The organism is Oleiphilus sp. HI0043 (assembly GCF_001634935.1).
The window spans coordinates 88,715-113,175 of sequence record NZ_LWEY01001057.1 but is presented as its reverse complement, the minus strand read 5'-3'; the positions used below and the strand labels follow the sequence as shown (position 1 = coordinate 113,175).

At 45.6% G+C, this 24,461-nt stretch carries 27 protein-coding genes and 1 pseudogene; 12 read left to right on the top strand and 16 right to left on the bottom strand.

Features of this window, described 5'->3' with window-relative positions; all coding sequences use genetic code 11:
* Positions 1-394: TetR/AcrR family transcriptional regulator C-terminal domain-containing protein (locus A3729_RS11720; protein ID WP_197475808.1), on the top strand; the 394-nt coding region annotated here is incomplete at its 5' end.
* A 566-nt stretch (positions 395-960) separates the two neighbouring features.
* On the opposite strand, the gene A3729_RS11715 is transcribed toward A3729_RS11720, so the two are convergent.
* The 3 genes from A3729_RS11715 to A3729_RS34245 form a co-directional block, all read right to left on the bottom strand.
* The gene (locus A3729_RS11715) at positions 961-1,281 is read right to left on the bottom strand and encodes a type II toxin-antitoxin system RelE/ParE family toxin (protein ID WP_068633161.1); all 321 of its coding nucleotides are present in this window, start codon (positions 1,279-1,281) and stop codon (positions 961-963) included.
* Positions 1,274-1,525: a type II toxin-antitoxin system ParD family antitoxin gene (locus A3729_RS11710; RefSeq protein WP_068506949.1), complete on the bottom strand. Its 252-nt coding sequence runs from the start codon at positions 1,523-1,525 to the stop codon at positions 1,274-1,276. The genes A3729_RS11715 and A3729_RS11710 overlap by 8 nt, the downstream gene beginning before the upstream one ends.
* Positions 1,526-1,651: 126 nt before the next feature.
* Positions 1,652-1,783: a hypothetical protein gene (locus A3729_RS34245; protein ID WP_255374960.1), complete on the bottom strand. Its 132-nt coding sequence runs from the start codon at positions 1,781-1,783 to the stop codon at positions 1,652-1,654.
* A 95-nt stretch (positions 1,784-1,878) separates the two neighbouring features.
* Between A3729_RS34245 and A3729_RS11705 the strand changes: the two are divergent.
* Positions 1,879-2,928, top strand: a pseudogene (locus A3729_RS11705) (ExeM/NucH family extracellular endonuclease); the annotation flags it as partial.
* An 88-nt stretch (positions 2,929-3,016) separates the two neighbouring features.
* Here the strand turns inward: A3729_RS11705 and A3729_RS11700 are convergent.
* Together A3729_RS11700 and A3729_RS11695 are read right to left on the bottom strand one after the other, a co-directional pair.
* Complete coding sequence (locus A3729_RS11700) at positions 3,017-3,553, bottom strand: GNAT family N-acetyltransferase (RefSeq protein WP_068633554.1); 537 nt, start codon at positions 3,551-3,553, stop codon at positions 3,017-3,019.
* A gap of 67 nt (positions 3,554-3,620) precedes the next feature.
* Positions 3,621-3,953, bottom strand: coding sequence for a zinc ribbon domain-containing protein YjdM (locus A3729_RS11695; RefSeq protein ID WP_156495285.1), 333 nt, complete (start codon positions 3,951-3,953; stop codon positions 3,621-3,623).
* 206 nt (positions 3,954-4,159) lie between these two features.
* On the opposite strand from A3729_RS11695, the gene tmpT reads away from it, so the two are divergent.
* The 3 genes from tmpT (at position 4,160) to A3729_RS11680 (ending at position 6,203) form a co-directional block, all read left to right on the top strand.
* Positions 4,160-4,801, top strand: coding sequence for a thiopurine S-methyltransferase (gene tmpT, locus A3729_RS11690; protein WP_068633888.1), 642 nt, complete (start codon positions 4,160-4,162; stop codon positions 4,799-4,801).
* A gap of 54 nt (positions 4,802-4,855) precedes the next feature.
* Entirely contained in the window at positions 4,856-5,416 is a 561-nt protein-coding gene (locus A3729_RS11685; protein WP_068506961.1) for a bifunctional 2-polyprenyl-6-hydroxyphenol methylase/3-demethylubiquinol 3-O-methyltransferase UbiG, read from the top strand.
* Between the two features lie 178 nt (positions 5,417-5,594).
* A complete protein-coding gene (locus A3729_RS11680; protein WP_068554227.1) occupies positions 5,595-6,203 on the top strand; it encodes a Yip1 family protein in 609 nt (202 codons plus the stop codon).
* Positions 6,204-6,280: 77 nt separating this feature from the next.
* Here A3729_RS11680 and A3729_RS11675 read toward each other — a convergent pair whose 3' ends face one another.
* From A3729_RS11675 to A3729_RS11630, 11 genes are all read right to left on the bottom strand, one after another.
* Complete coding sequence (locus tag A3729_RS11675; protein ID WP_068633885.1) at positions 6,281-7,960, bottom strand: hypothetical protein; 1,680 nt, start codon at positions 7,958-7,960, stop codon at positions 6,281-6,283.
* 86 nt (positions 7,961-8,046) lie between these two features.
* Positions 8,047-9,414 carry an alkaline phosphatase PhoX gene (locus A3729_RS11670; RefSeq protein WP_082880574.1) on the bottom strand — a complete coding sequence of 456 codons (1,368 nt, stop codon included), beginning with the start codon at positions 9,412-9,414 and terminating at the stop codon, positions 8,047-8,049.
* Positions 9,415-9,441: 27 nt separating this feature from the next.
* Positions 9,442-9,930, bottom strand: coding sequence for a DUF839 domain-containing protein (locus A3729_RS30855; protein WP_082880573.1), 489 nt, complete (start codon positions 9,928-9,930; stop codon positions 9,442-9,444).
* 170 nt (positions 9,931-10,100) lie between these two features.
* The gene (gene hflK, locus A3729_RS11665; RefSeq protein ID WP_068506873.1) at positions 10,101-10,991 is read right to left on the bottom strand and encodes a protease modulator HflK; all 891 of its coding nucleotides are present in this window, start codon (positions 10,989-10,991) and stop codon (positions 10,101-10,103) included.
* Complete coding sequence (gene hflC / locus A3729_RS11660; RefSeq protein WP_156495284.1) at positions 10,975-11,874, bottom strand: protease modulator HflC; 900 nt, start codon at positions 11,872-11,874, stop codon at positions 10,975-10,977. The genes hflK and hflC overlap by 17 nt, the downstream gene beginning before the upstream one ends.
* Positions 11,875-11,899: 25 nt before the next feature.
* Positions 11,900-13,564: a cation diffusion facilitator family transporter gene (locus A3729_RS11655; RefSeq protein ID WP_068506876.1), complete on the bottom strand. Its 1,665-nt coding sequence runs from the start codon at positions 13,562-13,564 to the stop codon at positions 11,900-11,902.
* Between the two features lie 416 nt (positions 13,565-13,980).
* On the bottom strand, positions 13,981-14,538 hold the full coding sequence (locus A3729_RS11650; protein ID WP_068506877.1) for a DUF3299 domain-containing protein: 558 nt from the start codon (positions 14,536-14,538) through the stop codon (positions 13,981-13,983).
* A 10-nt stretch (positions 14,539-14,548) separates the two neighbouring features.
* The gene (locus tag A3729_RS11645) at positions 14,549-15,811 is read right to left on the bottom strand and encodes an FtsX-like permease family protein (protein ID WP_068633881.1); all 1,263 of its coding nucleotides are present in this window, start codon (positions 15,809-15,811) and stop codon (positions 14,549-14,551) included.
* Positions 15,808-16,581, bottom strand: coding sequence for an ABC transporter ATP-binding protein (locus tag A3729_RS11640; RefSeq protein WP_231872301.1), 774 nt, complete (start codon positions 16,579-16,581; stop codon positions 15,808-15,810). The genes A3729_RS11645 and A3729_RS11640 overlap by 4 nt, the downstream gene beginning before the upstream one ends.
* The gene (locus tag A3729_RS11635; protein ID WP_068633879.1) at positions 16,550-17,146 is read right to left on the bottom strand and encodes a DUF2796 domain-containing protein; all 597 of its coding nucleotides are present in this window, start codon (positions 17,144-17,146) and stop codon (positions 16,550-16,552) included. Before A3729_RS11635 ends, A3729_RS11640 begins: the two co-directional genes overlap by 32 nt.
* Positions 17,147-17,211: 65 nt before the next feature.
* Positions 17,212-17,613, bottom strand: a complete 402-nt coding sequence (locus A3729_RS11630) for a hypothetical protein (protein WP_068513298.1) — start codon at positions 17,611-17,613, stop codon at positions 17,212-17,214.
* Between the two features lie 182 nt (positions 17,614-17,795).
* Between A3729_RS11630 and A3729_RS11625 the strand changes: the two genes are divergently transcribed.
* The 7 genes from A3729_RS11625 (at position 17,796) to A3729_RS11595 (ending at position 24,435) form a co-directional block, all read left to right on the top strand.
* On the top strand, positions 17,796-18,521 hold the full coding sequence (locus A3729_RS11625) for a MotA/TolQ/ExbB proton channel family protein (RefSeq protein WP_068633877.1): 726 nt from the start codon (positions 17,796-17,798) through the stop codon (positions 18,519-18,521).
* Complete coding sequence (locus A3729_RS11620) at positions 18,511-18,906, top strand: biopolymer transporter ExbD (protein ID WP_068513304.1); 396 nt, start codon at positions 18,511-18,513, stop codon at positions 18,904-18,906. The genes A3729_RS11625 and A3729_RS11620 overlap by 11 nt, the downstream gene beginning before the upstream one ends.
* A complete protein-coding gene (locus A3729_RS11615; RefSeq protein WP_068633875.1) occupies positions 18,903-19,298 on the top strand; it encodes a biopolymer transporter ExbD in 396 nt (131 codons plus the stop codon). The genes A3729_RS11620 and A3729_RS11615 overlap by 4 nt, the downstream gene beginning before the upstream one ends.
* Complete coding sequence (locus A3729_RS11610) at positions 19,295-20,164, top strand: energy transducer TonB (RefSeq protein WP_068633873.1); 870 nt, start codon at positions 19,295-19,297, stop codon at positions 20,162-20,164. Before A3729_RS11615 ends, A3729_RS11610 begins: the two co-directional genes overlap by 4 nt.
* Positions 20,165-20,173: 9 nt before the next feature.
* Positions 20,174-22,558, top strand: a complete 2,385-nt coding sequence (locus tag A3729_RS11605) for a TonB-dependent siderophore receptor (protein ID WP_068633871.1) — start codon at positions 20,174-20,176, stop codon at positions 22,556-22,558.
* A gap of 72 nt (positions 22,559-22,630) precedes the next feature.
* On the top strand, positions 22,631-23,755 hold the full coding sequence (locus tag A3729_RS11600) for an alpha-hydroxy acid oxidase (RefSeq protein WP_068633869.1): 1,125 nt from the start codon (positions 22,631-22,633) through the stop codon (positions 23,753-23,755).
* The gene (locus A3729_RS11595) at positions 23,749-24,435 is read left to right on the top strand and encodes a Fe2+-dependent dioxygenase (protein ID WP_068633867.1); all 687 of its coding nucleotides are present in this window, start codon (positions 23,749-23,751) and stop codon (positions 24,433-24,435) included. Before A3729_RS11600 ends, A3729_RS11595 begins: the two co-directional genes overlap by 7 nt.
* The last annotated feature ends 26 nt before the right edge of the window (positions 24,436-24,461 follow it).

The following is a 24,461-nucleotide window of genomic DNA, read 5'->3' as shown; positions in this document are numbered from 1 at the left end:
GAAAATTGATGTTCATTATGATGCCGTCAGCCCCTTGGGTGAGCAGCTAACAGCATTACTAAAGCAAGAAGTGAATCTGGTGGGCGACAAAGAATATATCGATTTAGCACGCGTGGCGCTAGGGCACTTCCTGTTCCAGCCGGAGGCCCTACAAAAAGAACTTGAAAAGTTCGATGATGAAGACACCGCGCTGACGCTATGGTTAGAAAGCGCGTCTAAAGATAAGCGCCTAAATTTACATGACACAGAGCTAGCTTTCACACAGCTTCACAACCTAATAAAGGGAAGTTGCTTTTGGCCTCAAGTTGTTCAAATTGCGCCTGTTTTATCTGAACCTGAAAAACAAGCACTAGTGCGCGAAACCGTTGATATGTTTTTGGCTCGATATAAATAATGATAAATATTAATTGTAAAAGTCAGCGCTTGAGCTGAGCTATTAGAACACTGCGTTCGACTAAAGCGCACGACTCCTGCGCATTACTTAGTCGTTAAAGTGCCAAATTCGGCCCCTAGTACGTACCTTGTAGGTCGGGTTTCAACCCGACAGATCGGTGCCAATGAGGTAGTTAATAGGTATTGTAAGCACCGCGTCGGGCTGAAGCCCGACCTACGAATAAAGTGCGAATATGCCAAGTTCGGACTCTTCGATATCAATAGGGTGTGCCGTGCGCACCAGCGGAGTTTGATACCTCGTCTTAGTAGGCAGAGGGTTCAACCCCTCGCATGAATCTGCCCCGTGCTAGCCCGCTTGCGAGCCGTGGAAGGCTCTGCCTACAGGTTAGGGAAATTGCTTTGGCCGCCCCCCCATTACTGTTTGTTTGAGTCGCGGGGTTTATCGGTGCGCACGGCGCACCCTATTTGAGTTGTCAGGGTCTTAAATGCGGACTCATTGGCACTAGTGAAGAAAATTCCGATTAGATGTCTCAAAAAGTTACATCAAATTCATTGGCGGCAAAGAGCTTAATCTCGATCTAGGATATCAATTAGATGTTTACTTGGTTCCATGCGTTGATGAAGAACCCTGAAGATTTCAATGCCACCCTGGCACTCTGCATAATAAATGAAATGTGACTCAACTCTTACATGCAAACAGCTTGGTAGTTGGATATCAAACGTATTTCCCTTCTGAGGATTGCAAGCTAATTGCTTAAACATTATTTCTATATCTTTGATATAACGTGCAGCTCGAGCAAAACCAAATTTCTCTAGGCTATAATCAAAAATAGCTTCTAAGTCTTCATCTGCTTTTTGGTGTACAAAAAAGCTTTGGTTTTTATGCATTATGCTTTTTCTTCATCCGTTGAATAAAATCATCAGCATTCCAATTTTCGATAATGGGACTATTTTCACCATCTTTAATAAGCTGGCGTAATTCTGCTAGCTTTGATTCAGCGTAATGCTCTTGCAGAAGTCTCAAGCCCGCGCGAATGACTTCACTTTGGTTAGAGTAATCACCTGAACTAATCAGACCTTCAATAAAACCGCCTTGATCATCAGTAGGTCTAAATGTAACGGTATCTGCCATAACAAACCTCTTCGTAAGAATATGTCTTACAAATAAATTTACATGACTTTATTCAGGCTGGCAAGGAATTAACCAACACGGCTAAACAATAACTACACTTGAATTCGTTCAGCAAGATCAAGCACATCATCTACTTCTACCGGTACCACTATTAGCACCGGTGATGAGGTAAGTCTTACCTTTAAGAGACTCGATTCGCTCAGGTGTCCAGCCTTTTGGGCCGAATTGATGTTTAGTAAATTGGCGGTTGGTAGACATTGCTTAAACTCCTTTATGTGGAAATAAGGAAATAAGGGGTCGGTGACAACTGATTCTTATTTGTCACCGACCCCTTAGGCTCTTCTACGGATCGTGGCGCTGACAATGCCGATGAGCTTCAGCGACAAGAAGATAAGATAGTGAATGCTATTCTAGCGATGAATGCTGATATCGTCGGTTTGATGGAAATAGAAAATGACGGTTTTACTGAACAGAGTGCGATTGCTAGCTTAGTCGCGGCAATTAATGCGGCAGGTGGCGATTATGCTTATATTGATCCAGGTGTCGATCAAATTGGTACGGATGCAATTGCTGTTGGTCTTATTTATAGAAGTACCCAAGTAAAACCGATAAAACAAACGGTCATTCTGGATAGCTCGGTAGATTCGAGGTTTAATGATGATAAGAATCGACCAGTCTTAATCCAAACCTTTAAAGAAAAAGGTTCAAAGGAGAAGCTTACCGTTGCAGTCAATCATTTAAAATCAAAAGGAAGTGATTGTGACGAATTGGGTGATCCTGACATGAATGATGGCCAAGGCAACTGTAACTTAACACGTACAAGTGCCGCGACAGCATTAGTCGATTACTTGAATTCTGATCCAAGCAATAGTCGCGATAGTGATTTTCTGATCATTGGTGATTTAAATGCATATGCTAAAGAAGACCCCGTTTCTGTCATCAAAGAGGCTGGTTATGTTGATTTGTTTGAACACTTTGTAGGTGATAAAGCCTATTCTTACGTGTTTTATGGGCAGGCAGGTTCACTTGACCATGCTTTAGCGAGTGACAGCTTAAGCTCACAGGTAAGCGGAGTCACTGAGTGGCATATCAATACCGATGAGCCTCGTGTTCTTGATTACAACACTGAATATAAGAGTGATACTCAAGTAGCGGATCTGTATAGCGCTAGCCCGTACAGAGCTTCAGATCATGACCCTGTGATTGTTGAGCTAGCTTTGAAATCACCGTTAAAGGGTGATTTTGATGAGGATGGTGTTTTGGGCTTTGCCGACTTTTTAATCTTGATTGATCATTGGGGGTGTAGAGATCAAAGCTGCGCTCAATATGACTTAAATAAAGATGGAAAAGTCAACTTCCGAGACATTCGTAAGTGGCTTAAGTGGTACAGGAAGTCACGATAGTTTTCCTATTACCATTCAATTAAAAAAGGCAGCTCGAAAGCTGCCTTTTTTGAACTGTACACACTCTTAGCACAGCACATACTCGCGTTTACCAATACTCAGCTTTGGCCAAAGCCTTAACACTTCTGGAACGGCCATCTATTGCTTCGATCGAACAAGCTGTCAGTGACTGTGCCAGCCACCCTTCTGGCTGACTCAATTCAAACGGAGCCTTGACCACGTTCTCACTAATCGGCTCAAAGCCTACTTTAGAATAATAATTCGGGTCACCATAAGTAAAAACCAGTTCTACACCAAGAGATTGTAGAGACTCAATACCATAGTTAATTAAGGATTGACCTACCCCCTGCCCTTGACAGGTCGTAGCAACGGCAACTGGAGAAAGAATAAAAGCAAGCTTGTCATTTGGGAGAAAAAAGCGACTCAAGAAAATCGCGCCGACAAGCCTTTCATCTTTTGAGGCAACAAAACCAAGTAAATCTTCTTCGTTGGTGCTAGCAATCAAGTCGGCAACTAAGTCGCCAATTAACAAACCCTCTTCCTTTCCCTCAGCCCGAGAAAAGACATCACGAAACAGCCCAATCACTTCTTGTGACTGAGCAGGCGTAAACTCAGCTAAGTTCATAGTGCAAAGTCTCTAAGTGATAGAACGCGAGAATATCGATTCCCCCTATGAAGAGAACATATCAACACTAAGCTTTTTTAACGTATTTCGGTGTCACTTTAAGCGCACCGATTCCTGGGACCTTACAATCAATATTGTGATCATCAGAGCTTTCGATCAAGCGAATATTTTTGATCTTGGTACCGACTTTTACGACAGAAGAGGAGCCTTTGATCTTAAGGTCTTTAATAACGGTAACACTATCGCCATCAGCTAACACTGCGCCATTTGAATCTTTTACAATCAAACGATCTTCATCTTCTTCAGCATTAATGGGCCATTCATGGGCGCACTCAGGACAAACAAAACTAGGGCCGTCTTCATAAGGGTATTCAGAATCGCACTTCGGGCAATTAGGCATAGATATTCTCTTTTAGGTTTCAACATGAATCTAACAATGAATCAGCCTGCCCTGGGAGCAAGCTTTAAAGTGTTATTATCTACCAATTAGCATTTAGAATCTTCTAAATAAGTAAGATCATTTTATGTCGACACTTAGTTACACTTGCCTAAGCGCTAGACAGCGTTAAAATACTTAACCTTCCTAAGCTCATCCCAGGTATCTATATGCAATCCGATTTTTGGTTCAATTGTTGGAAAAACAACACCATCGGCTTTCATGAAAGTGAAGCAAACCCTAACTTGGTAAAACACCTCGACTTGCTCAAGCTCGCCCCCGGTAAACGAATACTTTTACCTTTATGTGGGAAAACTCTCGATATTCCTTGGCTAGCCTCTAAGGGATTTCAGATTGTTGGCATCGAGTTAAGCGAGTTGGCCATACAACAACTTTTCGATGAAATGGGCGTTCGGCCAGAAGTGAGCACCCAGGGGCAAATTAAACGCTATCATGCTGAGAATGTAGACATACTAGTCGGTGATTTCTTCAGTGTCGATAAAGAAGCGCTTGGCCAGGTTGACGCTGTGTTTGACCGTGGCAGTTTAGTTGCTTTGCCTGTAGAGATGCGCAAGCAATATGCCTCACACCTCAACACTCTGGTTGCTGGAACGCCTCAGCTAGTGGTTTGCTATCAGTATGATCAGAGCCTAATGGGTGGACCGCCTTTTTCAGTTAGCGAAGAAGAGTTGCAGCAACACTACGCACAGCATTACAACTTGCGGCCCCTTGATAGCACGAAGGTTTCAGACAAGTTTTCAGCAGCCTTTCCTATCACTGAATATGTCTGGCTACTTGAGGGCGAGAATTAAACCCTCAGCCCTTTTATTCTTGTTAGCAAGCCTACTCACTAGAAAGAGAAGACCATGAAAGAAGACCAAGCTCGCTGGAATAAGCGCTTTAGCGAGCGCCCGATGGTTCAAGCGAAAGCACCCGCTTTTATCGAGGAGGCTTTAGACCAGCTCCTACCCGGCAGTGTGCTTGATATTGCCAGTGGCGACGGTGCAGCAGCCTTATTCCTAGCCGCGAAAGGCTTTACTGTATCGGCTGCCGACATATCAGAAGTCGCCCTGGATCGACTGAACACCTTCGCACAAGAGAAAAACCTAGAAGTAAGCACTTATACCTTAGACCTCGATCACCCAGAACAACTAAACGAGCTAGAGACGTTTGATAACATCGTGATGACGCACTTTAAACCAGCGCCTCATTATTGGCCCCTGTTCATCGCACTGTTACGCCCCGGTGGAAAGTTACTTTTGAGCACCTTTAACCTCACCCATCATGAGAAAAACGGCTTTTCCCGTCGCTTCTGCCTAGAGCCAGGTGAACTCAGAAATATAAACGAGCACCTGGAACTCGAGCATTTCGCCTCCATTCAACGAGGTGAAAGTTATATGGATGATTATCTGTTTCGCAAAGTGTAAGCCTTCCTACGCTCACTCAAAAGCGGAGTTCATAAGAACAAAGGGGAAGTACACGTCGTTTTTTAAGTGCAAAGAGATCTAAGCTTCTGAACCCTGACTGGCCTATAATAAAACTGTCTAAGAAATAGACAGCGCAGTAACTCCTAAAAAACAATAATGATCAATAGAGGTTTACCGTATGTTATTAAGTCATGTCCCTGGAATGTTCACACACCCCGATGAAGAGTGGGAATCAATAAGAAAAGAACATTCAAGCCCGCTTAAGATGGCCGCCTATATCTGCCTTCTCGCCTTGATTGCCCCAGTATGCGCCTACATTTCAACCACTCAATATGGTTGGCAAGTGGGTGAAGGTCAGTTAGTTTACCTTTCTCAATCGAGTGCAATGACGCTCAGTATTTTGACTTATGTCGCCATGGTCGCGGGCATTTACTTTATTGGCTTTATGATTGACTGGATGTCTCGCAACTATGGCAGTGGCCATGATGAGTTTGCCGCGAACGGAATAGCACTCGTCGCTTACTCCTGCACGCCTCTGTTCCTAGCTGGTTTAGCACCACTGTACCCAGAGCCTTGGGTGAATGCTGCTATTTTCCTCGCAGCAGCGGGTTATGCAGCTTACCTGATGTATGACGGTTTACCTCATGTACTGAAGATATCCCAGGATCAAGCCTTCTTCTTTGTCGGTGCGATATTAACAGTTTCTCTGGTTTATCTGGTGACAACATTAATCGGCACCGTCATTATTTGGAGCATGGGCGCTGGCCCAGAGTTTGTCACACGTTAAAGGGCAAACACTAAAAAGGAAATACCAAAACGCAGAAGGGGACTTATATTAAGCCCCCTTCTCATTTCATATGCCACTTACCACTGCAAACGAATATCTTTCATACGCTGTTTATCTGCTGGTAGCGTCGGCGCAGTATCCGGATCCACTTCCTTATAAACATTTGTCACCGGCGTAATGTTCGCGTCTCGACCATGGATAAAGTCCTGGTCAGCAACAATGGTCATGTAGGCTTTGTTTAAATCAAGTGCTCGACGAACAGAAGGCGTTAGCAGCTCATATACATCGGCGGCAACCACCTCTTCTTCCTTAACTGTTCCATCTTCATTAAACCATTTCTCTAGCATTTCACCGTTCTCACGAAACTCATCACCACCACCAACTCGCTTTAGGTAGTCCAGGATTTCACCTTCGGTATCACCCATTACCGGCGCATCTTTCATGCCCTTCAAGTTAATATAGCCCCAACCTTCAGAGCCTGTAACCTTCCGTGGAAATGCAAAAGTCTGATCTATCGTACTGCCAATCGAGGTATGACAACCCATGCAGAAGTTATGTTCTTCATAGCTTTGTCTACGCATTGAACCGTCGGCATTTTCTATGAAGCCCAGAATCATCCAGCCAAAGCTGTTATCAAGCCCATGATCACCACGATTGATATACTTCGGCAATATTTCATCAATCTTTTCTTGTCGCTCGTTGCCATACATGGAAATCAAATCAGGCTCATCAAACAATTTGAATTTGCGCATGTAACGCACTTCCTTCATTCGTGGTGACACACCTATATCACCATCAGCTGACACGCCTACATAACGAACAGTATGAAGGAATTGAACACCTTCAGGGTAAAGCATTGGTACGACCGCTACATCAGACGCTTGCCCCACATAGAAAGCGGGTCTATCGATTTCGTAAATCACACCAAGGTGACCATCATTATTCAAGTCGGTACAAAATACGCGCTCATCAACTTGTGGCAAGGATACTGAATCCAGGTTTTTAATCGCCGCTTCCATAATCGCAAGGTTAGCTAAATAAGTATCTCGTGAATAAGCACTGGTATCGTTAGTACAACTCTCGGCAGCCGCTCTGAATTCTTCAGGTAAGCGCACCATTACGTCATCTGTAGAGCCATTTGTTGGCCAAAAGGTGCTAGGTTGAGGTTTGTAATTAAATGCGACCCAGTAGCTGCCGTCTTTGGCAATGCCTTCGTCGTCAAAAGCATCTGCGCCTTGCTGTAAATTTACAAGTTTTGGGATAGGGCCTTCCCAATCCGAACTTGCTTCTAATTGCTCAATTAAAGGCGTGTAGTTATCCGTATTAATGTAATCAATAACCTCTTGATCTGAGATCTGACCAACCTTTTCAGTCTTATCTTCAAACAAGTTCTTCCAATGATTGGTCACCCCAACATCAGAGAAAGCATATTCTGCCTGTAATACGCCATCGGCCATATAGTTTGTGCTGGAGCCAAAAGGATGTGTCTGGTGACAAGCCATACATGGATTGTGCTTTGCTTCATGTTTGGTATAACACTGAGGAGGGACAATCGCTTCTTTGTTATAGGTAATGCCATCTTCCGTCGCACGAAGCTGACCTGATGTTCCCTCATTAATCTCTGTCGGGAAATTAAGACTCGCTAATAGCTCTGTTTCAGCATCAGGGTCATTTTGTGTGTTGTTCTTGCTCGTATTCGAATCACTGCTACAAGCACTCATCAGAACAAGTAAGGCCAATAGGTTAATATATTTCATAAGAATTTCTTTAGTGTCTGAGAAAAAAGGAGGGCAACAATTCGCCCTCCCCTTGCAGTACTCTTAGAGTACTAACTTAATGAAAACTACAGTGCTGGATCTTCATATACCCAGATAACATTGTTTTCATGATTCCCAGTATCTTCACCAATCAATAGACGACCGTCGTCCATTACAGCTAGGTTATCCGGGTTAGAGATATTGTTAACACTACACTCATTCACATCACGATCAGAGTAGTATGGGCCACCCACAATTGCAGGAACCATAGTATCAACGTCTACGTTGCCAGCGTTTTCTTTCAAGGTCATACGATATACCACACCGCATGGGCCGTGAGTGCCGTCTAGCTGGATATCACCTTCATCATCAGCCATTGTTTTGTCAAATGATGACATAGCCATATACATGTAAGCCTGATCACCATCAGCAGCACCAGCATTCCACCAGTTATCTGCAAGACCATAGTTGATAACGACACCTTCCATCTTACGGAACTCACCCGTCGCGCCCAAAGCAACAGCGGCTTTACGGCTCTCTAGGAAAGCAGGGCGGTCATCAGTAAAGGGATCAGCTGCAACAGAACCGCTGCCATCTAGATCCTGAGAAAGCTTAGCTTCAGCCCAATCATTGATTTGCTGATCAGTAATATAGCTTGGGCTAGCAAGTGTGCCCACATCATATTCAGCAATTGCAGCTTCGATATCAGCTTCAGCACCGTGCGCAAGCTCAATCCACTCAATTGCAAAAGCAGCTTCAGAAGGATCGCTAACACCATTCGTCTGAGTGACTTTCGCAGCGTATAAAGTACCAGAGCTCATATCACCTGCTGCATCAGCAACAAACTTGAAGAACACAACACCCGTTCCGTCATCACTCAAGAATACTGTTTTCTGGTCAGGCATCACTACGCTGTTTTCGTGAGAGAAGCGGCCTTGAAGCTCAAGTTTATTTAGTTCTACGTTTGCAAGCGCTGGGTCTGCAGCAGTGCTAGACGTACCGACTTCAACAATGTAGCCATACTTGTACGGGTTTGGCCATGCACCAGAACCGTCAGTTGGGTAACCCAAGTACTGAGCAAGTGATTGAGGGTTGCTGAAGTATTGATATGATTCATCAAACCAATCAGCCGTGTCATCAAAGTAAAGCTCTTCTGCTGTCAAAGGCGTGCCCCAAGGACTGACAGTACCGAAGCAGTTTACCCACGTTCCATCAACTGAAGAGAAATCTAACATACCTTCAAGAGATATATTTTGGTAACCCGTCTCACCTGCGCCAAGGTTGCTTAGGTTCATACGGCTCATGCTTCCTGGGCGGTCTTCCCAGTTAGTGTATAGGTAGAAGCCTGTACCACCGTCAGAGATAACACCGTTAAAATCCGGGTCATTAGAGCTCTTAATCAGAGTCGTGCCATCGGCAGCAAGAATATCACCCATCTCATTGCCATCGACCAAAGTATCTTCTTGCTGAGCAAGAACTTGCTAACGACCTGTTGCTGTCATAACCACTTCTTTATCAGCAGTTGCAATTGGCGCATCCAAGGCAGCAAAGTTAGCCGGGAAGTTATTGAAGTCTTCACCAACAACAACACCTACAGTGCCCTTGTCAAAAATCTTGCCGTCTGCGTCAGCAGTTGTATTTGAAGAACTTGGGTGCTGTACGTTTAAGAATAATGTGCCATCAGTATTTAAGAACATACCGGTGAATTCTGCACCAACTGGCGCTGTTGCATAGCGCTTTAGCCCCATAGGAATATAGTTAGAAATACCATCGCTACCGTCTGCACCATCAGCGCCATCTGTACCGTTAGTACCATCAGTACCATTCGTTCCATCAACACCTGCTACACCAGCTGCACCTGCAGCACCCGCCTCACCATCATCACCATCTTCACAGCCTGCTAGCGCTAAGGTTGCAAGAAAAATGGCCGACACTAAAGGTCTTTTTGTAAACTTAGAACTCACACTCATCGTAACTCTTCCTCAAATAAAAAATCTTAGAATAGATGTTTTTTGCATGCGAAAGTTTGCAGAGCGGAAGTGAAAGTTTAGTGACATTTATGTGAATTAAAAAATACGGTTTCATCAATATAGAGCAGAAAAACCACATAAAAACGCACCGCGCCACTTGCGTTATAGCGCTATAACGCGGGCACCACAATTAGTCGAGATTCACTTAATAGAGACTTAAGCGTTATTAAGCGAGATTGCTGCATCACCCAGTCTGGGTTCTTGCGGTATTCGTTCAGATTACTAATAAAGCTGGCACTGGCACCTTCGGCTTTCTGTATTTCTTCTTCGATTGTCGCTTTGGCAGATTGATGCAAGGCATTGGCCTCACCTCGCGCTTGAGCCATTCTAGAGTTTCTTATGCTTTTCTGCTCCTGAACTCTTTTTCTTTTTTCCGTTCTCGCGATCGTTGCTTGATCAAAATTCTTTTTAATAGAACCGGGAGGCTTCAGCTTTTTAATTTGGATCGCAGTCAACCTGATACCTAAATTCAAGTCCCGTGCCTGCTGTTGAATGGAGTTCTTTAGATAGCTTTGAAATTGAATTCGACCCGTTGTTAACAAGTCGTTAATTGGTTTGCTGGCGATATATTGGATCACCTCAGCGGATGATACTTCAAATAGCAGCGCTTCAGGGTCGAGCGCCTGCGTACGAAAGATGCCAGGCTCCTCTATGGTATATTGAAGTATCAGACTGACCTCCAATAAGTTCTGATCACCCGTTGTCAGTTCCCGCTGAATTGGCGCCGATGTTTCCTCCACCATGTTCAGTTCCATTGAGCGTACCGAAGTCGCCTGTATCTTCTCTACCGTCTCCATGGGCCAAGGTAAATGATAATGCATGCCAGGCAAGACCTGATCGTCGACTATCTTTCCGAATCGCAATAATATTCCACGCTGCTCAGGACCAACAGAGTAAAAGCCACTTAAGAGATATATCAAAGGCAAGAGCCCTAAAAAGATCACCCACAAGACATGCTTATTTGACGCGAGTATATTTCTTAAATCACTTAGCATATGCATCTGACGCTCCGGGGCTCTCCAACAAGCGCTGAACGAGTGGTGACTCACTAGATAGAACCAAGGTCGTATCGTTGCCCATCATGTCTTTGTATAAATCCATGCTTTTTCGAAACTGGTAGTATTCCGGGTCTTGGGCATAAGCCTCGGTAAATATTTCGGTTGCTCTGGCTTCCCCTTCACCCAACATGGTTTGCGACTCTCGATGCGCTTTAGCCAAAAGCTCACGTACCTCTCGTTCAGATTCAGCCTTAATTTTTTCAGCCTCTTCAGTACCTTCGGCACGATAGCGAGCAGCAATACGTTTTTGCTCTGCAATCATACGGTCATAGATAGCCTGAACATTTTGCCTAGGGAAACCAAAACGGTTCGGGCGAATAGCAAGCACTTCAATACCGTAATCCTGTAAGGCAACCGGAGCACTATTTGCAGTAATTTCCTCAAATATGCTTCGCAAACTGGATTTGTCAGGCCTTGTAGAGAATATGCCACTCAAGGTCGCATGACCTATTGCAGCACCAATATTAGACGTCACCAGATCGGTCAGCCTCGATTGTGCGACTTCGAGATTACGCAAACTACCCAGAAAAAGCTCAGGCTTTGAAATTCGCCATAAAGCGAAGCTCTGAATCACTAAATTTCGACGATCGCTTGTCACATATTCAGATGCAGGTAGCTTAAGTAACTGCATTCGCTTATCCATAAATACCTTGGTCTGAATAGGCGCAGGCAATTTAACCTTTAGCCCTGCTTGAGTGATGGTGCGAACAGGTTTCCCAAACTGCATAATGACGGCAGCTTCATTTTCTTTCACCACTACCAGACAAGTCGTCAGCAGGTAGCCCATGATTATCAGGACTCCAAGAATCCAGGAAACTCTTTTCACACTCTTAACCTCATGTATTAGAAAGTTAGCGACGATCGTTTTGCGGTAACCATAATCGAAGCTGCTGATTGGAAATCTTTGGGTCTATCACAGTAAGTTGTTTACCCTGAACTTGTTTTGCTAAGTTATTTTGACGGCTCTGATAATGAAGCGCTTCGGTTTGGCTCTGAAATAAACTTTGCAAAGGCAAGTATCGATTGATATCTCCCTCGGCACGCTCTATTTGTTCTGCCTTCGTTGCTTGAGCCCGATTAACTTCTCCTAAGGCTTTTGCATTGGCATTCGCCAAATCTTCCTGGCTTTTGGAGTCAGCACTCAATTTAGCCTTTAGCATCTTTTGATAAGCATTGAATCTTTTCCAGTGCGAATCGACGACACTAGGAGGAGCTTTAATAGATTGGATATGAGAGCGAATGTAACGAAGCTCCAAACCGGAAGCAGATAGGTCTTCACGTATCAGCTTATTTAGTCGACTCTCTAAAGGCTTTCTCGGCCCATTAAGTAAAGTCAGGTACTCGTTCTCTGCCGCAAGCGTAAGCAAAGCAGATTCTGCATAGCCGCCAAGGATATCCTTTTGAACTGCCGGATCGAGCAACAACTGATGGTAAGGTTCCAGCGAGAAGTGCAGCTTTAGATTAATATCGACCAGGTTTTCATCACGGCTTAGGAAGAACTCTCCTTCGCCTTTCACCTGAGGACTTTTTCCATCAATTTTGTTTTGCCACAGACCGCTGGCAACAGAACTTTCTTGCTCTATATTCTTACGGGCACTATCGGTATCAACACTCAAAATATTACGGTCTTGAAGAATGACTAGCCCTCCAAGCGGCCAAGGAGCCTTATAGTATAAACCTGGAGACAAGTGCTCATTATCAAAATGATGCAGGAGGTGGCCATAGGCAACGTGCCCGTGAGGCACTATACGAAAGCCACTCAGTAAATATGCAGTGCCCAGCAATGCAGCAAATATCGCCAGGTTTGCAGGTTTTCTAAGCTGTTTAGAATGATGCTGGAGGTGCTGAACCGACGGCATATCCATCAGTTTATCCATCAACGATACTTGCTTCAGCTCTGCACCGGTAAGCAAACTCTTAATACCCGAAATCAAAAGCTCAAGGCCGGCTATCGTAACCATCACAGCAATAATCACTGCGACAATCTCATCGAGGTAGATACCTATCATTGTACCTATCAATGAAAGCAAGACCGCAATTGAAGAAAATACATCGAGTTGACTATGATAACCATCCGCCACCAGAGCCATGGAGTTAGTTTCTTTACCTACCCAGGTTTTTAAACGAGACATTAACCAAGCAATCGCTATACATAACAATATACCTACGATGCCAACCCATAAATGTTGTAAATCTTCTGCCTCTTGGGATTTTATTTCCTGAATAATTTCTACCGGAACGTAAAGAATCAAGCAGGACATTATGATCGCCAGAATAGATTCCAGCTGATGCGCTTTTTCTTCAGAAATGGATAAGCGCCCTTTCTCGACAGAAACGCGAATACAGATGCCACAAAGTAAGGTAAGCGAGACCAAAATATCAGACAGGGAGTGATAAGCGTCAGCAAGTAGCGCTGTACTGCCTGTTATCCACGATGTTACTAACTTGATGGCCGTTAATATCAAGTCTGCAACAATAGCGATTAACGATGTACGAATTCGTCGATCTGAAAACAAGAGGGTCACCTAGTTCAAAAGAGAAGGTGAGTCTCTCAACTAAATGTGACAATTTTGTGTCAGTTTATTTGGAGTCAGAGTAGAACGGCACTTGCTTAAGCATATTTTCAATCTGAATACATGTTTATCTATAGGGTGCAATTCAGATTAAATAAGAGCCATTCATTTAAGGGCCCTTCTTTTGGTTTTCTCCGTGCAGACCATCGGCCGCTCTGTGTCCTTTGTGGTGGATTCATTTTTGGTGTCTTGATCTTCAAGATTAAGGCCCTTAACCACAGAGGGCACAGAGCGCTTTGCTGCACAGAGGAATAATGTTTTTCTAGGCACCCACTGTAAAAAAGTGAAATTCAGTTTAAGTAAGTGCCATACCGCCCGGAGTAAAAACTGGCGTTCTTACTCTGGGCCTAAATATCTATTTAATACTCATAAACCTCGGTGATGGCATCAGTCATGTGGTAGCCCGCAGTCGCAAATTCAGTCATCGACAACTTCGCCTTCATTACCCCACTTACCCAGACAGGCGTCCAAAATTCACTAGTCATTAAGGGCTCTTTTAAAGTCACATAAACGATCTGATTTTCAGGAGGCGGCGGTACATGAATGCAAGCTCCTACATAGGGTACCAGCAAGAATTCCGACACCGAGTCAGCGGTGAATTTGAGAGGAATAATATAACCCGGAATCTTGAGTTTCTGTTGATCAAGAGATTTCACGACTGGTGCAGGCTCCTGAACCTGAGCAGGTATTGGGTTTAGGTCCCCATCGTAAGCCTGCCCCTCGAATGACTCACCTTCAAAGGCGCCGCTTTCGAAAGACTCTCCTTCGAAAAACTCCTGCTCTTGTGGCACCGGAGGCTCCCAACCTTCGGGCATTAAATCATCCCAGGATATCTCTTTATACGTGTCTTTCCCTATTGCAAAAGCAAGCGGAGAGACAACAAGCAACACAACTAAAAGCACTCTTAGTAGCTTCATTTACTTTCTCCTAAAGTTTGATCGACATGCCGTCAGCTAAAGATTGTTTATAGGCTCGATAGCCCGGTATACAGCCGATTAACAAACTCATACCGACGACCGCTGCCACCAAGGCAAGCTGCTCAGAACCGAAGCTAGTCAGCGATATCGTTAAGCCATAGCCTTGCAATAAAGATTGACTCATCAATACAGCACCGAAAAATACCGCCAACCCTAGCGCACACCCAAGCACTGCAAACAGCAAGGACTCTGAGGCCAGCAGTACAAATATCTGGTTCGGCCGGCAACCTAAAGAACGGAGAATCGCAATTTCGCGCCGACGTTCATTTAAACTGCTAAGAATACCCGTTAATAAGCCAACGAAGCTATTCAATAAAACGAAGACTGCAATAATCAGCAAAGCCTTTTCGGCCACACCAATTAACTGCCACAATTCCCCCAAAGCAAGGCCTGGCAATACAGCTAATAAGGGTTCTTTTTTGTATTTGTTTATCGCTCGCTGGATACGGAAAATTTCCATTTTCGACTTTAAGCCCAGCATAAATGCCGTGATTTGTTTTGGTTGAAGATCCATTTCTAGCGTTTGTTCTGCAGTGACCTTGTTCCGAGATTGTGTACCCGACTGCCAATCAATATGTAATGCTTCAATACCTTCCAAACTAACATGAATCGTTCGATCAACAGGCGTGCCTGTGCGGGCAAGTATGCCAGTTAGTATAAAAGGTTTATCATCATGCCGGGAGAACCCGGTATCGTTAACACCGTGCGCCAAGGTCAGCTGATCACCAATTTTATAGCCTAAGCTTTCCGCAATCTCAGCACCAATCACCGCATCATAAACCCCGTCAAAGTGCTTCCCTTGCTCGAAGTCCAGCCCTCTGTCATCAGCAAAGCGGTAGTGTTTGAAATAATCCTGCGTGGTGCCCATCACTCTATAGCCTTTGTGAGAGTCCCCAAGTGAAATTGGAATAGCCCAGGCAACCGACTTGTGTGAAGAGATTTTTTGATAACTATCCCAGCCGATATTGTTGGTTGCATTGCCAATACAAAAAACGGAATACAATAACAACTGCACCGAACCACTTCTCGCGCCGACTAATAAGTCTGTGCCTGAAATCGTATTGGTAAAACTATGCTTAGCCTCTTTACGCACCGTATCGACACTCAGTAATAGAAAAACGCTGATACAAATACTAAACAAGGTTAAGCCACTGGTAAATTTCCGGTTGAGGATACTTTTCAGCGTTAGCTTCATCAGCAGTGCCCAATTCATAACACGGCCTCCTGCCCTTTATTTGAAGACTGTTCGCAAGCGCGGTTGAGTTCGCCTAACTGAATACTGCGATCAAAAGCGGCTTCCAGGCCAGCATCGTGGCTAACAAACAATATGGTCGCACCACTTTGCTTACACTCTTCTAGTAGTAACTGAATAAAGTGTTCACGTGTATCGGCATCCAATGCAGAGGTCGGCTCATCGGCAATAATGAGTTCCGGCGAGCCAATCAAGGCCCGGGCGGCGGCGACACGCTGCTGTTGGCCAACGCTCAAATCAGATACTTTTCGTGTCAGCATGGAGCGATCATTTAGCTGAAGCTGCGATAACAAGCGATAAGCTTCCTCTTCCAGGCTGCCCGACTTTGCTAATACTCGTTGAGTACGCAACTTAGAAAATTTACATGCCAGTGTGATATTTTCAATTACCGACATATAAGGAATCAGGTTAAAAAGCTGAAAGATAAAGCCTATATGATCAGCTCTGAAGTGGTCTCGCCGGCTCTGACGCAGCTTGCTAATATCCGTCCCCAAAACCTCGATACAACCCGCATCAGGTAGGTTGATCCCACCTATAAGGCTTAACAAGGTCGTCTTCCCTGTACCACTCTCCCCTTTAATAAAGACACCTTCGCCACTAAGCACTTCAAACTTGGGGATATCGAGAACATCCCGCTGGCCCGAAGGCCAGCGGAAGCGTAAGTTGTCTACTTTCAACAGTACTTGTTTAGCATCCATATTAGAACGTAATACTCGTTTTACGGTGATCAAGCTCCTGTAAGCTCTGACCTGCGCTTGAAATAACCTGTGCTTCAACCTCCTGAAGAGAATTGAAGAGTTCAAACAAGCTAACCTTTACATCTTTCAGTGCCGCGATATTTTTACACTCGAAATGATACTCAGCTTCAAACTCACTATGTGATGCTTCGTGGTGATCATCATGTTCATCGTGATGCTCGTCATCGTGGTCCTCATGATGCTCGTCATAATGCCCCTTATGCGCTCCTGACAATAGCGCAGAAGAAACCGTTACATGCTCCAATTCGCAACCAGCACTCGAGCTCAATTGAAATAAGCGCTTAGCATCTTTAAGAATGCCCTCAGCTGCTTCGACTTTTGCCTTCTGTTCAGCGGTATTAGGCTGGTGTTCAAAACCAACAATATTCATCGCAGGTGACTTAAACACCATCTGCAACTCGTCCTTTTCCTGAACCACCGTCAATGTTGCATGACCATGTTCATGGGCTTCATGCTCTTCTTCAAAGGCAATCGCTACACGACTAGAAAGGGAAATAACTAAACAAACAAATAAACACTGAACCAGGTAGTTCTTCATACATAACTCCACATTAAAACGCTGTGCTGACGCACAATAAAATAATAAGACTTTAGAAATAAAAACTAAGCCTTAAAAGGTGGCGCTCTAGCGAGAAAGCTAAGGTGTGTATGGTTTGATTCATCCTGCTGACCGGGCCGTTTATAGCTAAGGCCTACAGAGACTAAACCGGAAAAGACATCACTCGGTACACAGCCAGTAAGGGAAGAAACAATCAGACAAGCTTCACACAAAGACTCAAATGCATGCTCAGTAGCAAGCTCCTCATGGTCTTGAGAACCACTGGAATGCTGATGATGAACATGATCGTCATGACTTAGCAGGTAAGGTGCAAAGCTGCTCTCCACGTGCTTCGCGGGATTATCCAAACGAAGATGTTCACTTGCATGGAACATGGCAAAGCTCGATGCAAAGAGCATCGTAAGGGCCAGGAAGTAGTGAAATAAAGCACGCAAGGGTTTAGTCATGCCAGCATTCTAAACAAACACTACAACAATTCAACTTTTGATATTTGGGCATGGAGCCCCCTGCCGACCAACGAGGGGCTCCTCAGCAGATAATTCTCCCGTCATAACACCTCTATTGCAATGCTTCATGATAATCATTATCATTTGCATTATTAATAATGATTTATTTGGAATCCCCCCACATGCAAGCCGAAATTACTCCCAACCAAGCAAGTAACTTGAACGCTAATATGCTTGACCCTCTGATTGAACTATTGAATATCGGTGGCCCAGTCGTCTGGATTCTTCTTGCCCTTTCGGTAATATCCCTGTCTATCGTTTTGTTGAAATGTTGGCAGTACTTTTCGGCGAAGGTCGAACAAAGTGCAGAGTGGGAAGCCAGCTTGTCCGCATGGGAACAAGGCCGTTATGACGAGGCACTCAATACCTTAGACAATAAGCAAGCCATTCCAAAGCTAGTTCTTCATGCCATGGATGGTCACCTAGCCAACGAAGATCAAAACATTCTTGAGCGAGAGCTGACACGCCAAGCCAATCAAATCATCATGGACTTGCGCGGATTGCTGAAGCCATTGGAAGTCATTGCCACCTTAAGCCCATTACTAGGTTTGATGGGAACCGTGCTTGGTATGATTGAGGCCTTTCAGCAAATGCAGTCAGCCGGATCCAATGTCGACCCCGCTGTACTCTCAGGCGGTATCTGGCAAGCCTTGCTCACCACAGCCGCTGGCTTAGCCGTCGCTATCCCCGTTGCGGCAGCTTATGCCTGGTTTGACCGTCGAGCCGAGCGTGTTGCCCATCACATCAATGACTCGGTAAGTCGTGTCTTCACTAAGTTCTCTGCGAACAACACCCCTACCAACGACAGCCCTACCAAGATGGTGAACGAGACTCTTCATGTTGCTTAAGGTTCAAACAAAACCTAAGAACCTCGTCAGCCTAACCCCACTCATTGATGTGGTGTTTATCCTGCTGCTGTTCTTTATGCTCACCTCTAGCTTCAGTCAATTTCGGCAAATTGAACTTGGGCAGTTATCTCAGGGCGCGCACTCAAGTGCAGAACAAAACCGCCTGTTGATTCTCGATAGGAATTTGCTCGAATTAAATGGCACCCAATACTCACTTAGCGATGCAGCTCTCAGCGAGGGCTTAAAGGATATTGCGATGCAGCAGAGCTCTCTTATTGTTGCGGCACTCAGCCAAGTTGATATCCAAAGTTTGGTGTCTGTTCTTGATTTTTGCCGTGCTCAGGGCGTGAGCAATCTCAACCTTGCCGAGTCGGTATCGCGATGAAGCTTATTCATATCGAAGCGTCCAATAACAATAGCCTTAACCTGGACGGTAATATGGTCCCTGCGATCAATATCGTCTTCTTGTTATTGATCTTCTTTATGGTGGCCGGTCAGATTAAATCGCCAAGCAAGAGCCTGGAATTGCCCAATTCACAAAATGATCAGAAAGTGGACGCGAAGACGCTGGTACTGGAAATTCATGCAAATGGAGAATACTTACTGGAAGGTGAGCAAGTTAATGACGAACTTAGCAAAGTGTTTTCTGATCAGACGATCACAGAACTGAGTATACGCATTCACCGCCAGCTTCCCGCTTCTGCATTAGACCCGGTGCTAAAGCTGGCACGAACTTACGGCATGGAAAGCCTGAGCATTCAGACGATTCAGCCATGAAGATCAAAAGTGCTCACATAACAACAGCAAGTCTCTTTGCGATCGCGCTCCACTTTTCCCTGGCACTAGCTTATAGCATCTATAGCTTGCCCTCTACTATTGCCATAAGCGGAGCTCAACAAGCAGGTGAAGACGGCTTAATAGCAGGCCTGGGTCTGGCAGGAAGCTTTGTGGATACCAGTGCCGCGGCCTCAAGTGAAGAAGCACCCAACGAGCAAGTTCAAGAAGAGCTTGTCGATATCAAAGAAACCCAAACACCAGACGAAGTCGCAGAAATCGAACCAGCGCTTGAAGCAATAGAAGAAACAATAGAAGAACCCACACCCGTCGAAACAATTGATATGGAGAAGAAGCAAACAGATCTGCCAGCCGAGCTTCCTGCTCCTGAGCAGGTGGCTAAAAAGCTAGAAACGACTCAACCAGAAACTAAGCAAGCAGAAACAAAGCAGGCTGAAGACAGCAAAACTCAGGAAGACATATTTGATAGTAAACAAAACAGTCGAGCAACTATCAAAGCAACGGGAACAGGGAAAAGCACTACGACAGGAGGTAAACCAGCTATTCAGCAAACTTATCTTTCTCGTATTCTCGCCCATGCTGCGCGCCACAAACGCTACCCACGAAGCGCCCGTCGAGCAGGTGTGACCGGCACTGTTCACGTTAATTTTTATCTAAAAACAAATGGTCGTCTAAAACGACCAAGGATTACAAAAAGTTCGGGAGACCCTCGCCTGGATCAGGAAGCTCTAGACATGCTGCTACGAGCTACCCCCTTTCCAGCGATACCAGAAGAATTGAGCAAGGACGGTCTCGACCTTACCTTGCCGATTGAATTTTCACTCAACTCATCCAACACGCTTTTTTAAGGAAGTATCATGTCTCACAACATTAATAATCCGGCCCGAGACTCGGAAACAAACCACACTACACAAAACCCGAAAACTTTTTCTACGACTCGTTCTTCTGGAACATTAGCCCTGGCGATATCCGGTGCTCTAATGACGGGTATGGCAAGCGCTGAAGAGCCCACTCCAGAAAGCATCAAGCTTGATAAGCTTAAAATTGAAGAGTCTGTCACACCCGACACAAACCCTTATGCGACACCAGGTTCCCCTTACCTAGCGGAACGCCTTTCTGACCCTCGCCGAACAAGAACACTGGCTGAAACTCCGGCAACAATAAATGTTGTGACGACTACACAGGTCGCCGAGTCTGGCCGTAGTGACTTGCGCACTATTTTGGATGGTCAGCCTGGCATTACCCTGGGAACAGGCGAAAACGGAAATGCCTTTGGTGACCGCTATGTTATTCGTGGTCATGAAGCGCGCAGTGATGTCTTCGTCGACGGCTTACGCGACCCGGGCATGACCATTCGTGAAAGTTTCGCTGTTGAGCAAGTTGAAATCAGTAAAGGCCCTAGCGCGAGCTTTGCAGGGCGCGGCACAACAGGTGGAGCGGTGAACTCGGCAACCAAACGTGCAAGCACCGAGTATGACTTTGCGAAAGGCTCTATCGGTATCGGCACCGATTGGCACCACCGCGTCACGGCTGATATCAACCAGGTCATTGATTATGACACTGCCCTACGTGTTAACCTGCTTAAGTCAGGTGAAAATGTTCCCGACCGTGACCCGGCTGACCGAAATCGCGCAGGTGCAGCAATCTCACTATCTCACCAGGTAACAGATCAGCTAGAAATCGTTGCGGATGTCTATCATTTCCGAGGCGAAGATAGCCCGGACTTAGGTACCTACATAGATGGTGATACCGGCAAACCTGTTAAAGATATCCCTTCTTATGTGCAAGATGAGGACTTTCTGAAATCTGAAACCAGTACTGCAACGCTGCGTGTTGGTTATGAATTTAGCCCAACTTCGAGCATTGTGAATCTGACTCGCTACGGTATTACCGAGAATGGTTATGTTGCGACAGGAGCCCGAGGTACAACAGCTTACCCAACACTTGATGATGCTACGAATGATACCAATGGCTTTGAAACTGCTTCGTTAAGTACTCATCAAGGCTGGCAAGACGTTGATTATTTTGCCAATCAATTTAATTTTCTGACTACAAAAGAACTCGGCGAGACAGTTCATGACATCGTGATTGGTGTCGAATATACCGACCAAACGGTTATCAACGGCGTCTATAGCTACACTTCTGAAGGAGCCTCAAACTGCTTCACTTCAGGTCGACGTGGTGTTGGGGAAGGCTATTGTTGGTCAGACGAAAATGGTAATACCGCGACAGACCTCAATACATTGATTCAACGAGATATTGCCCAAGGTGATAAAGACTCAGATTGGAATGTTGAAACCCTTGCGCTCTATTTCATGGATACCGTCGAGTTAAGTGATAATTGGACAGCCTTTGGTGGCGTTCGTTACGACTATTACGACTACAGCACCTTCGCAAACTATGACCCGGATGGCCGAAGCGGCCCCTTAGAAAGTGAGTGGACTGAATTTGCTGACGACGGTGGCTATTGGAACGGCCATATCGGTGCCAGCTATCAGTTTATGGACAATGCAAACGTCTATGCCAGCTTCTCGACTGCAACCAACTTGAATGGTGGTGAGTCGGATGTAGGCACTAGCTGTGGCTATGGTGGTATCTGTGTCGATGCCAGCGACCCTCAATTAGGTGACCCGGAGAAAACACAAAGCATTGAGGTTGGAACGAAGTGGCAATTAAACGATGGCAAGTTACTTGCGACAGCCGCGCTATTCCGCATCACAAAAAATGATGTGATGGAGAGCCCCTCTGGCGATAGCTATAGCACGCTGGGCTCACTGAACACAGGCAAGAACCGAGTAGAAGGTATCGAACTTGGCTTAACGGGGAATATCACTGACAAAATCAGTATGTCTGCAGGTATTGCTGTGATGGATGCCGAAGTATTGGAATCCATTAACGAAGAGGATGAAGGAAAAACCCTAGCAAACTTTGCATATACCTCTGCTTCGCTACATGTGAAATATCAGGCTACGCCACAATGGGCGATAGGTGGTACAGCCACTTATGAAGACGAGCGTTTTGTCGGCCAACCTGATACCGCAGCGAATGAAGAAAGAGGTATTCCAGGTTACACAGTCTTTGATGCCTTCGCGACTTACAAGCATAGCCAGGACCTAAGCCTGCGTCTTAATGTCGGCAACATCTTCGATACCGATTATTACTTGGCCGCTTACCGATCCGGCGCCTTTAATTACATCGGCGACCGTCGCAACGCACGCGTGACGCTTGACTTTAGTCTATAGCCTCTTGCACTAAAAAGTGGGTGGAACTGCCACCCACTTTTCCCCTTTTTATCATCAAGAGAATATATAGCGATGCAGGAAACAACGATACTCGCCCCCTTGGATCATATTCCCGCGGAGGTCTGTTGCGCTCAGGACTACGAGAGCTTGGCTGAACGCTTTATTGCCAAAGACCGATTCAACTATATTGCCAACGGTAGTGGGAAAGACCTAAGTCTTCGCCGCAATCGCAGCGCCTTCGAACAACTTGCATTGCAGCCTCGTCTGCTGCAAGACATGAGTACTAGTAAGACAGATATCAAATTTGCTGAAGCAGACTTGAGCGTGCCTTTTATGCTCGCACCAGTCGCCTATCAAAAACTCGTACACCCGGATGGCGAGCTAGCCACTGCGCATGCCGCCGATGCCATGGGTATTGGTTTAATCTCTAGCACCTTAGCCAGCGTTAAACTAGAGGAAACCGCCCCAAGTGAGCCAGGCGCAATTCGCTGGTTTCAACTCTATGCACAAGACAGTGAAGAGGCAACGCTACACTTGCTTCAACGAGCATTACTAAGCGGTTATCAGGCCATTATGCTAACACTGGACACACCACTACAAGCACCCAGCCACCAAACACTACGATCCGGCTTTCAAATGCCGAAAGAATTACAGCCAGTCAACCTAAGTGACTACCCAAATAACGGCGTTCAAAGCGCTGGAGCAGCCGGCATTTTCCAGCAGCATGTTCAAAAGGCTGTTTCACTCGAGCTGCTTAAGAAAATCATTGCGATCAGCCATGTCCCGGTATGGGCAAAAGGCATTATGAGCACTGAAGATGCTACTTACCTAAAAGATCTAGGCATCGCAGGGATCGTCGTGTCAAACCATGGCGGCAGAGCCCTGGATGGCGTACCCGCAAGCTTGACGGTACTACCCGACATTCGCCAAGCCTTGGGTGATGACTACCCGATTCTTTTTGACAGTGGCATTCGTAGTGGTGCCGATATATTCAAAGCCATTGCCCTAGGCGCTGATGCCGTTCTGATTGGACGTTTGCAAGTCTATGCCTTAAGCATTGCCGGTGCCTTAGGTGTCGCTCACCTGATCAAGCTACTCAAAGAGGAGCTTGAATACACCATGGCGATGACGGGCTGTCGTACAATCCAAGAAATTCGTCATGCAAACCTTAGAAAGCTGGGGACTCCTTTATGCTAATCGTCATTCCCAAAGTGTTATCAAGCGAAGAAGTGAAGCAATTCCGAAGTGCCCTGGATAAATCCTCGTGGCGTGATGGCAGCCAAACCGCCGGTGGCATCGCTATTCACGTCAAACACAATCGTCAACTCGATGACCTGGGCGACACCGCTCAACAACTGGGCCGTGAAATTCTGCGCAAGATATCTCAACATCCTGTTTTTATCTCTGCGGCACTGCCTGACAAAATCTTCCCGCCAAAATTTAATTGCTACGGAGAAGGCGAAACCTACGGCAATCATATCGATGGTTCCCTGATGCAAATACCGGGCACCGCTCAAACAATGCGCACCGATGTTTCATCCACTTTATTTCTGAATTCGCCAGAAGAATATGAAGGTGGCGAGCTCCAAATTCATACTCAGTACGGCATACAAAGTGTCAAATTAGAAGCGGGGGATATGGTGCTCTACCCTTCCACCAGTTTGCATCAGGTTAGCCCCGTCAGAAGAGGGCAACGCCTAGCATCGTTCTTCTGGACGCAAAGCATGGTGCGTGAAGATAGCCAAAGACAAACGCTTTATGAACTCGACCAAAGCATTCAAAACCTAAGCGCGGAACTTGGCTCTGACCATAATCAAGTCACGACCTTAAGCGGCCTTTATCACAACCTAATTCGTCGCTGGGCATCCCCATCATAAGCAAGCCTTATTCAATACCATCGCAC

Coding starts and splice junctions, on each gene's coding strand:
- A3729_RS11695 (WP_156495285.1), bottom strand. CDS start 3,953: ATGCCTAATTGCCCGAAGTGCGATTCTGAATACCCTTATGAAGACGGC.
- A3729_RS11600 (WP_068633869.1), top strand. CDS start 22,631: ATGCAGGAAACAACGATACTCGCCCCCTTGGATCATATTCCCGCGGAG.
- A3729_RS11615 (WP_068633875.1), top strand. CDS start 18,903: ATGAAGCTTATTCATATCGAAGCGTCCAATAACAATAGCCTTAACCTG.
- hflK (WP_068506873.1), bottom strand. CDS start 10,991: ATGCATATGCTAAGTGATTTAAGAAATATACTCGCGTCAAATAAGCAT.
- A3729_RS11715 (WP_068633161.1), bottom strand. CDS start 1,281: ATGCATAAAAACCAAAGCTTTTTTGTACACCAAAAAGCAGATGAAGAC.
- A3729_RS11650 (WP_068506877.1), bottom strand. CDS start 14,538: ATGAAGCTACTAAGAGTGCTTTTAGTTGTGTTGCTTGTTGTCTCTCCG.
- A3729_RS30855 (WP_082880573.1), bottom strand. CDS start 9,930: ATGAGTGTGAGTTCTAAGTTTACAAAAAGACCTTTAGTGTCGGCCATT.
- A3729_RS11675 (WP_068633885.1), bottom strand. CDS start 7,960: ATGAAATATATTAACCTATTGGCCTTACTTGTTCTGATGAGTGCTTGT.
- A3729_RS11635 (WP_068633879.1), bottom strand. CDS start 17,146: ATGAAGAACTACCTGGTTCAGTGTTTATTTGTTTGTTTAGTTATTTCC.
- tmpT (WP_068633888.1), top strand. CDS start 4,160: ATGCAATCCGATTTTTGGTTCAATTGTTGGAAAAACAACACCATCGGC.
- A3729_RS11595 (WP_068633867.1), top strand. CDS start 23,749: ATGCTAATCGTCATTCCCAAAGTGTTATCAAGCGAAGAAGTGAAGCAA.
- A3729_RS11710 (WP_068506949.1), bottom strand. CDS start 1,525: ATGGCAGATACCGTTACATTTAGACCTACTGATGATCAAGGCGGTTTT.
- A3729_RS11680 (WP_068554227.1), top strand. CDS start 5,595: ATGTTATTAAGTCATGTCCCTGGAATGTTCACACACCCCGATGAAGAG.
- A3729_RS11625 (WP_068633877.1), top strand. CDS start 17,796: ATGCAAGCCGAAATTACTCCCAACCAAGCAAGTAACTTGAACGCTAAT.
- A3729_RS11685 (WP_068506961.1), top strand. CDS start 4,856: ATGAAAGAAGACCAAGCTCGCTGGAATAAGCGCTTTAGCGAGCGCCCG.
- A3729_RS11620 (WP_068513304.1), top strand. CDS start 18,511: ATGTTGCTTAAGGTTCAAACAAAACCTAAGAACCTCGTCAGCCTAACC.
- A3729_RS11605 (WP_068633871.1), top strand. CDS start 20,174: ATGTCTCACAACATTAATAATCCGGCCCGAGACTCGGAAACAAACCAC.
- A3729_RS11630 (WP_068513298.1), bottom strand. CDS start 17,613: ATGACTAAACCCTTGCGTGCTTTATTTCACTACTTCCTGGCCCTTACG.
- A3729_RS11645 (WP_068633881.1), bottom strand. CDS start 15,811: ATGAATTGGGCACTGCTGATGAAGCTAACGCTGAAAAGTATCCTCAAC.
- A3729_RS11610 (WP_068633873.1), top strand. CDS start 19,295: ATGAAGATCAAAAGTGCTCACATAACAACAGCAAGTCTCTTTGCGATC.
- A3729_RS11700 (WP_068633554.1), bottom strand. CDS start 3,553: ATGAACTTAGCTGAGTTTACGCCTGCTCAGTCACAAGAAGTGATTGGG.
- A3729_RS34245 (WP_255374960.1), bottom strand. CDS start 1,783: ATGTCTACCAACCGCCAATTTACTAAACATCAATTCGGCCCAAAAGGC.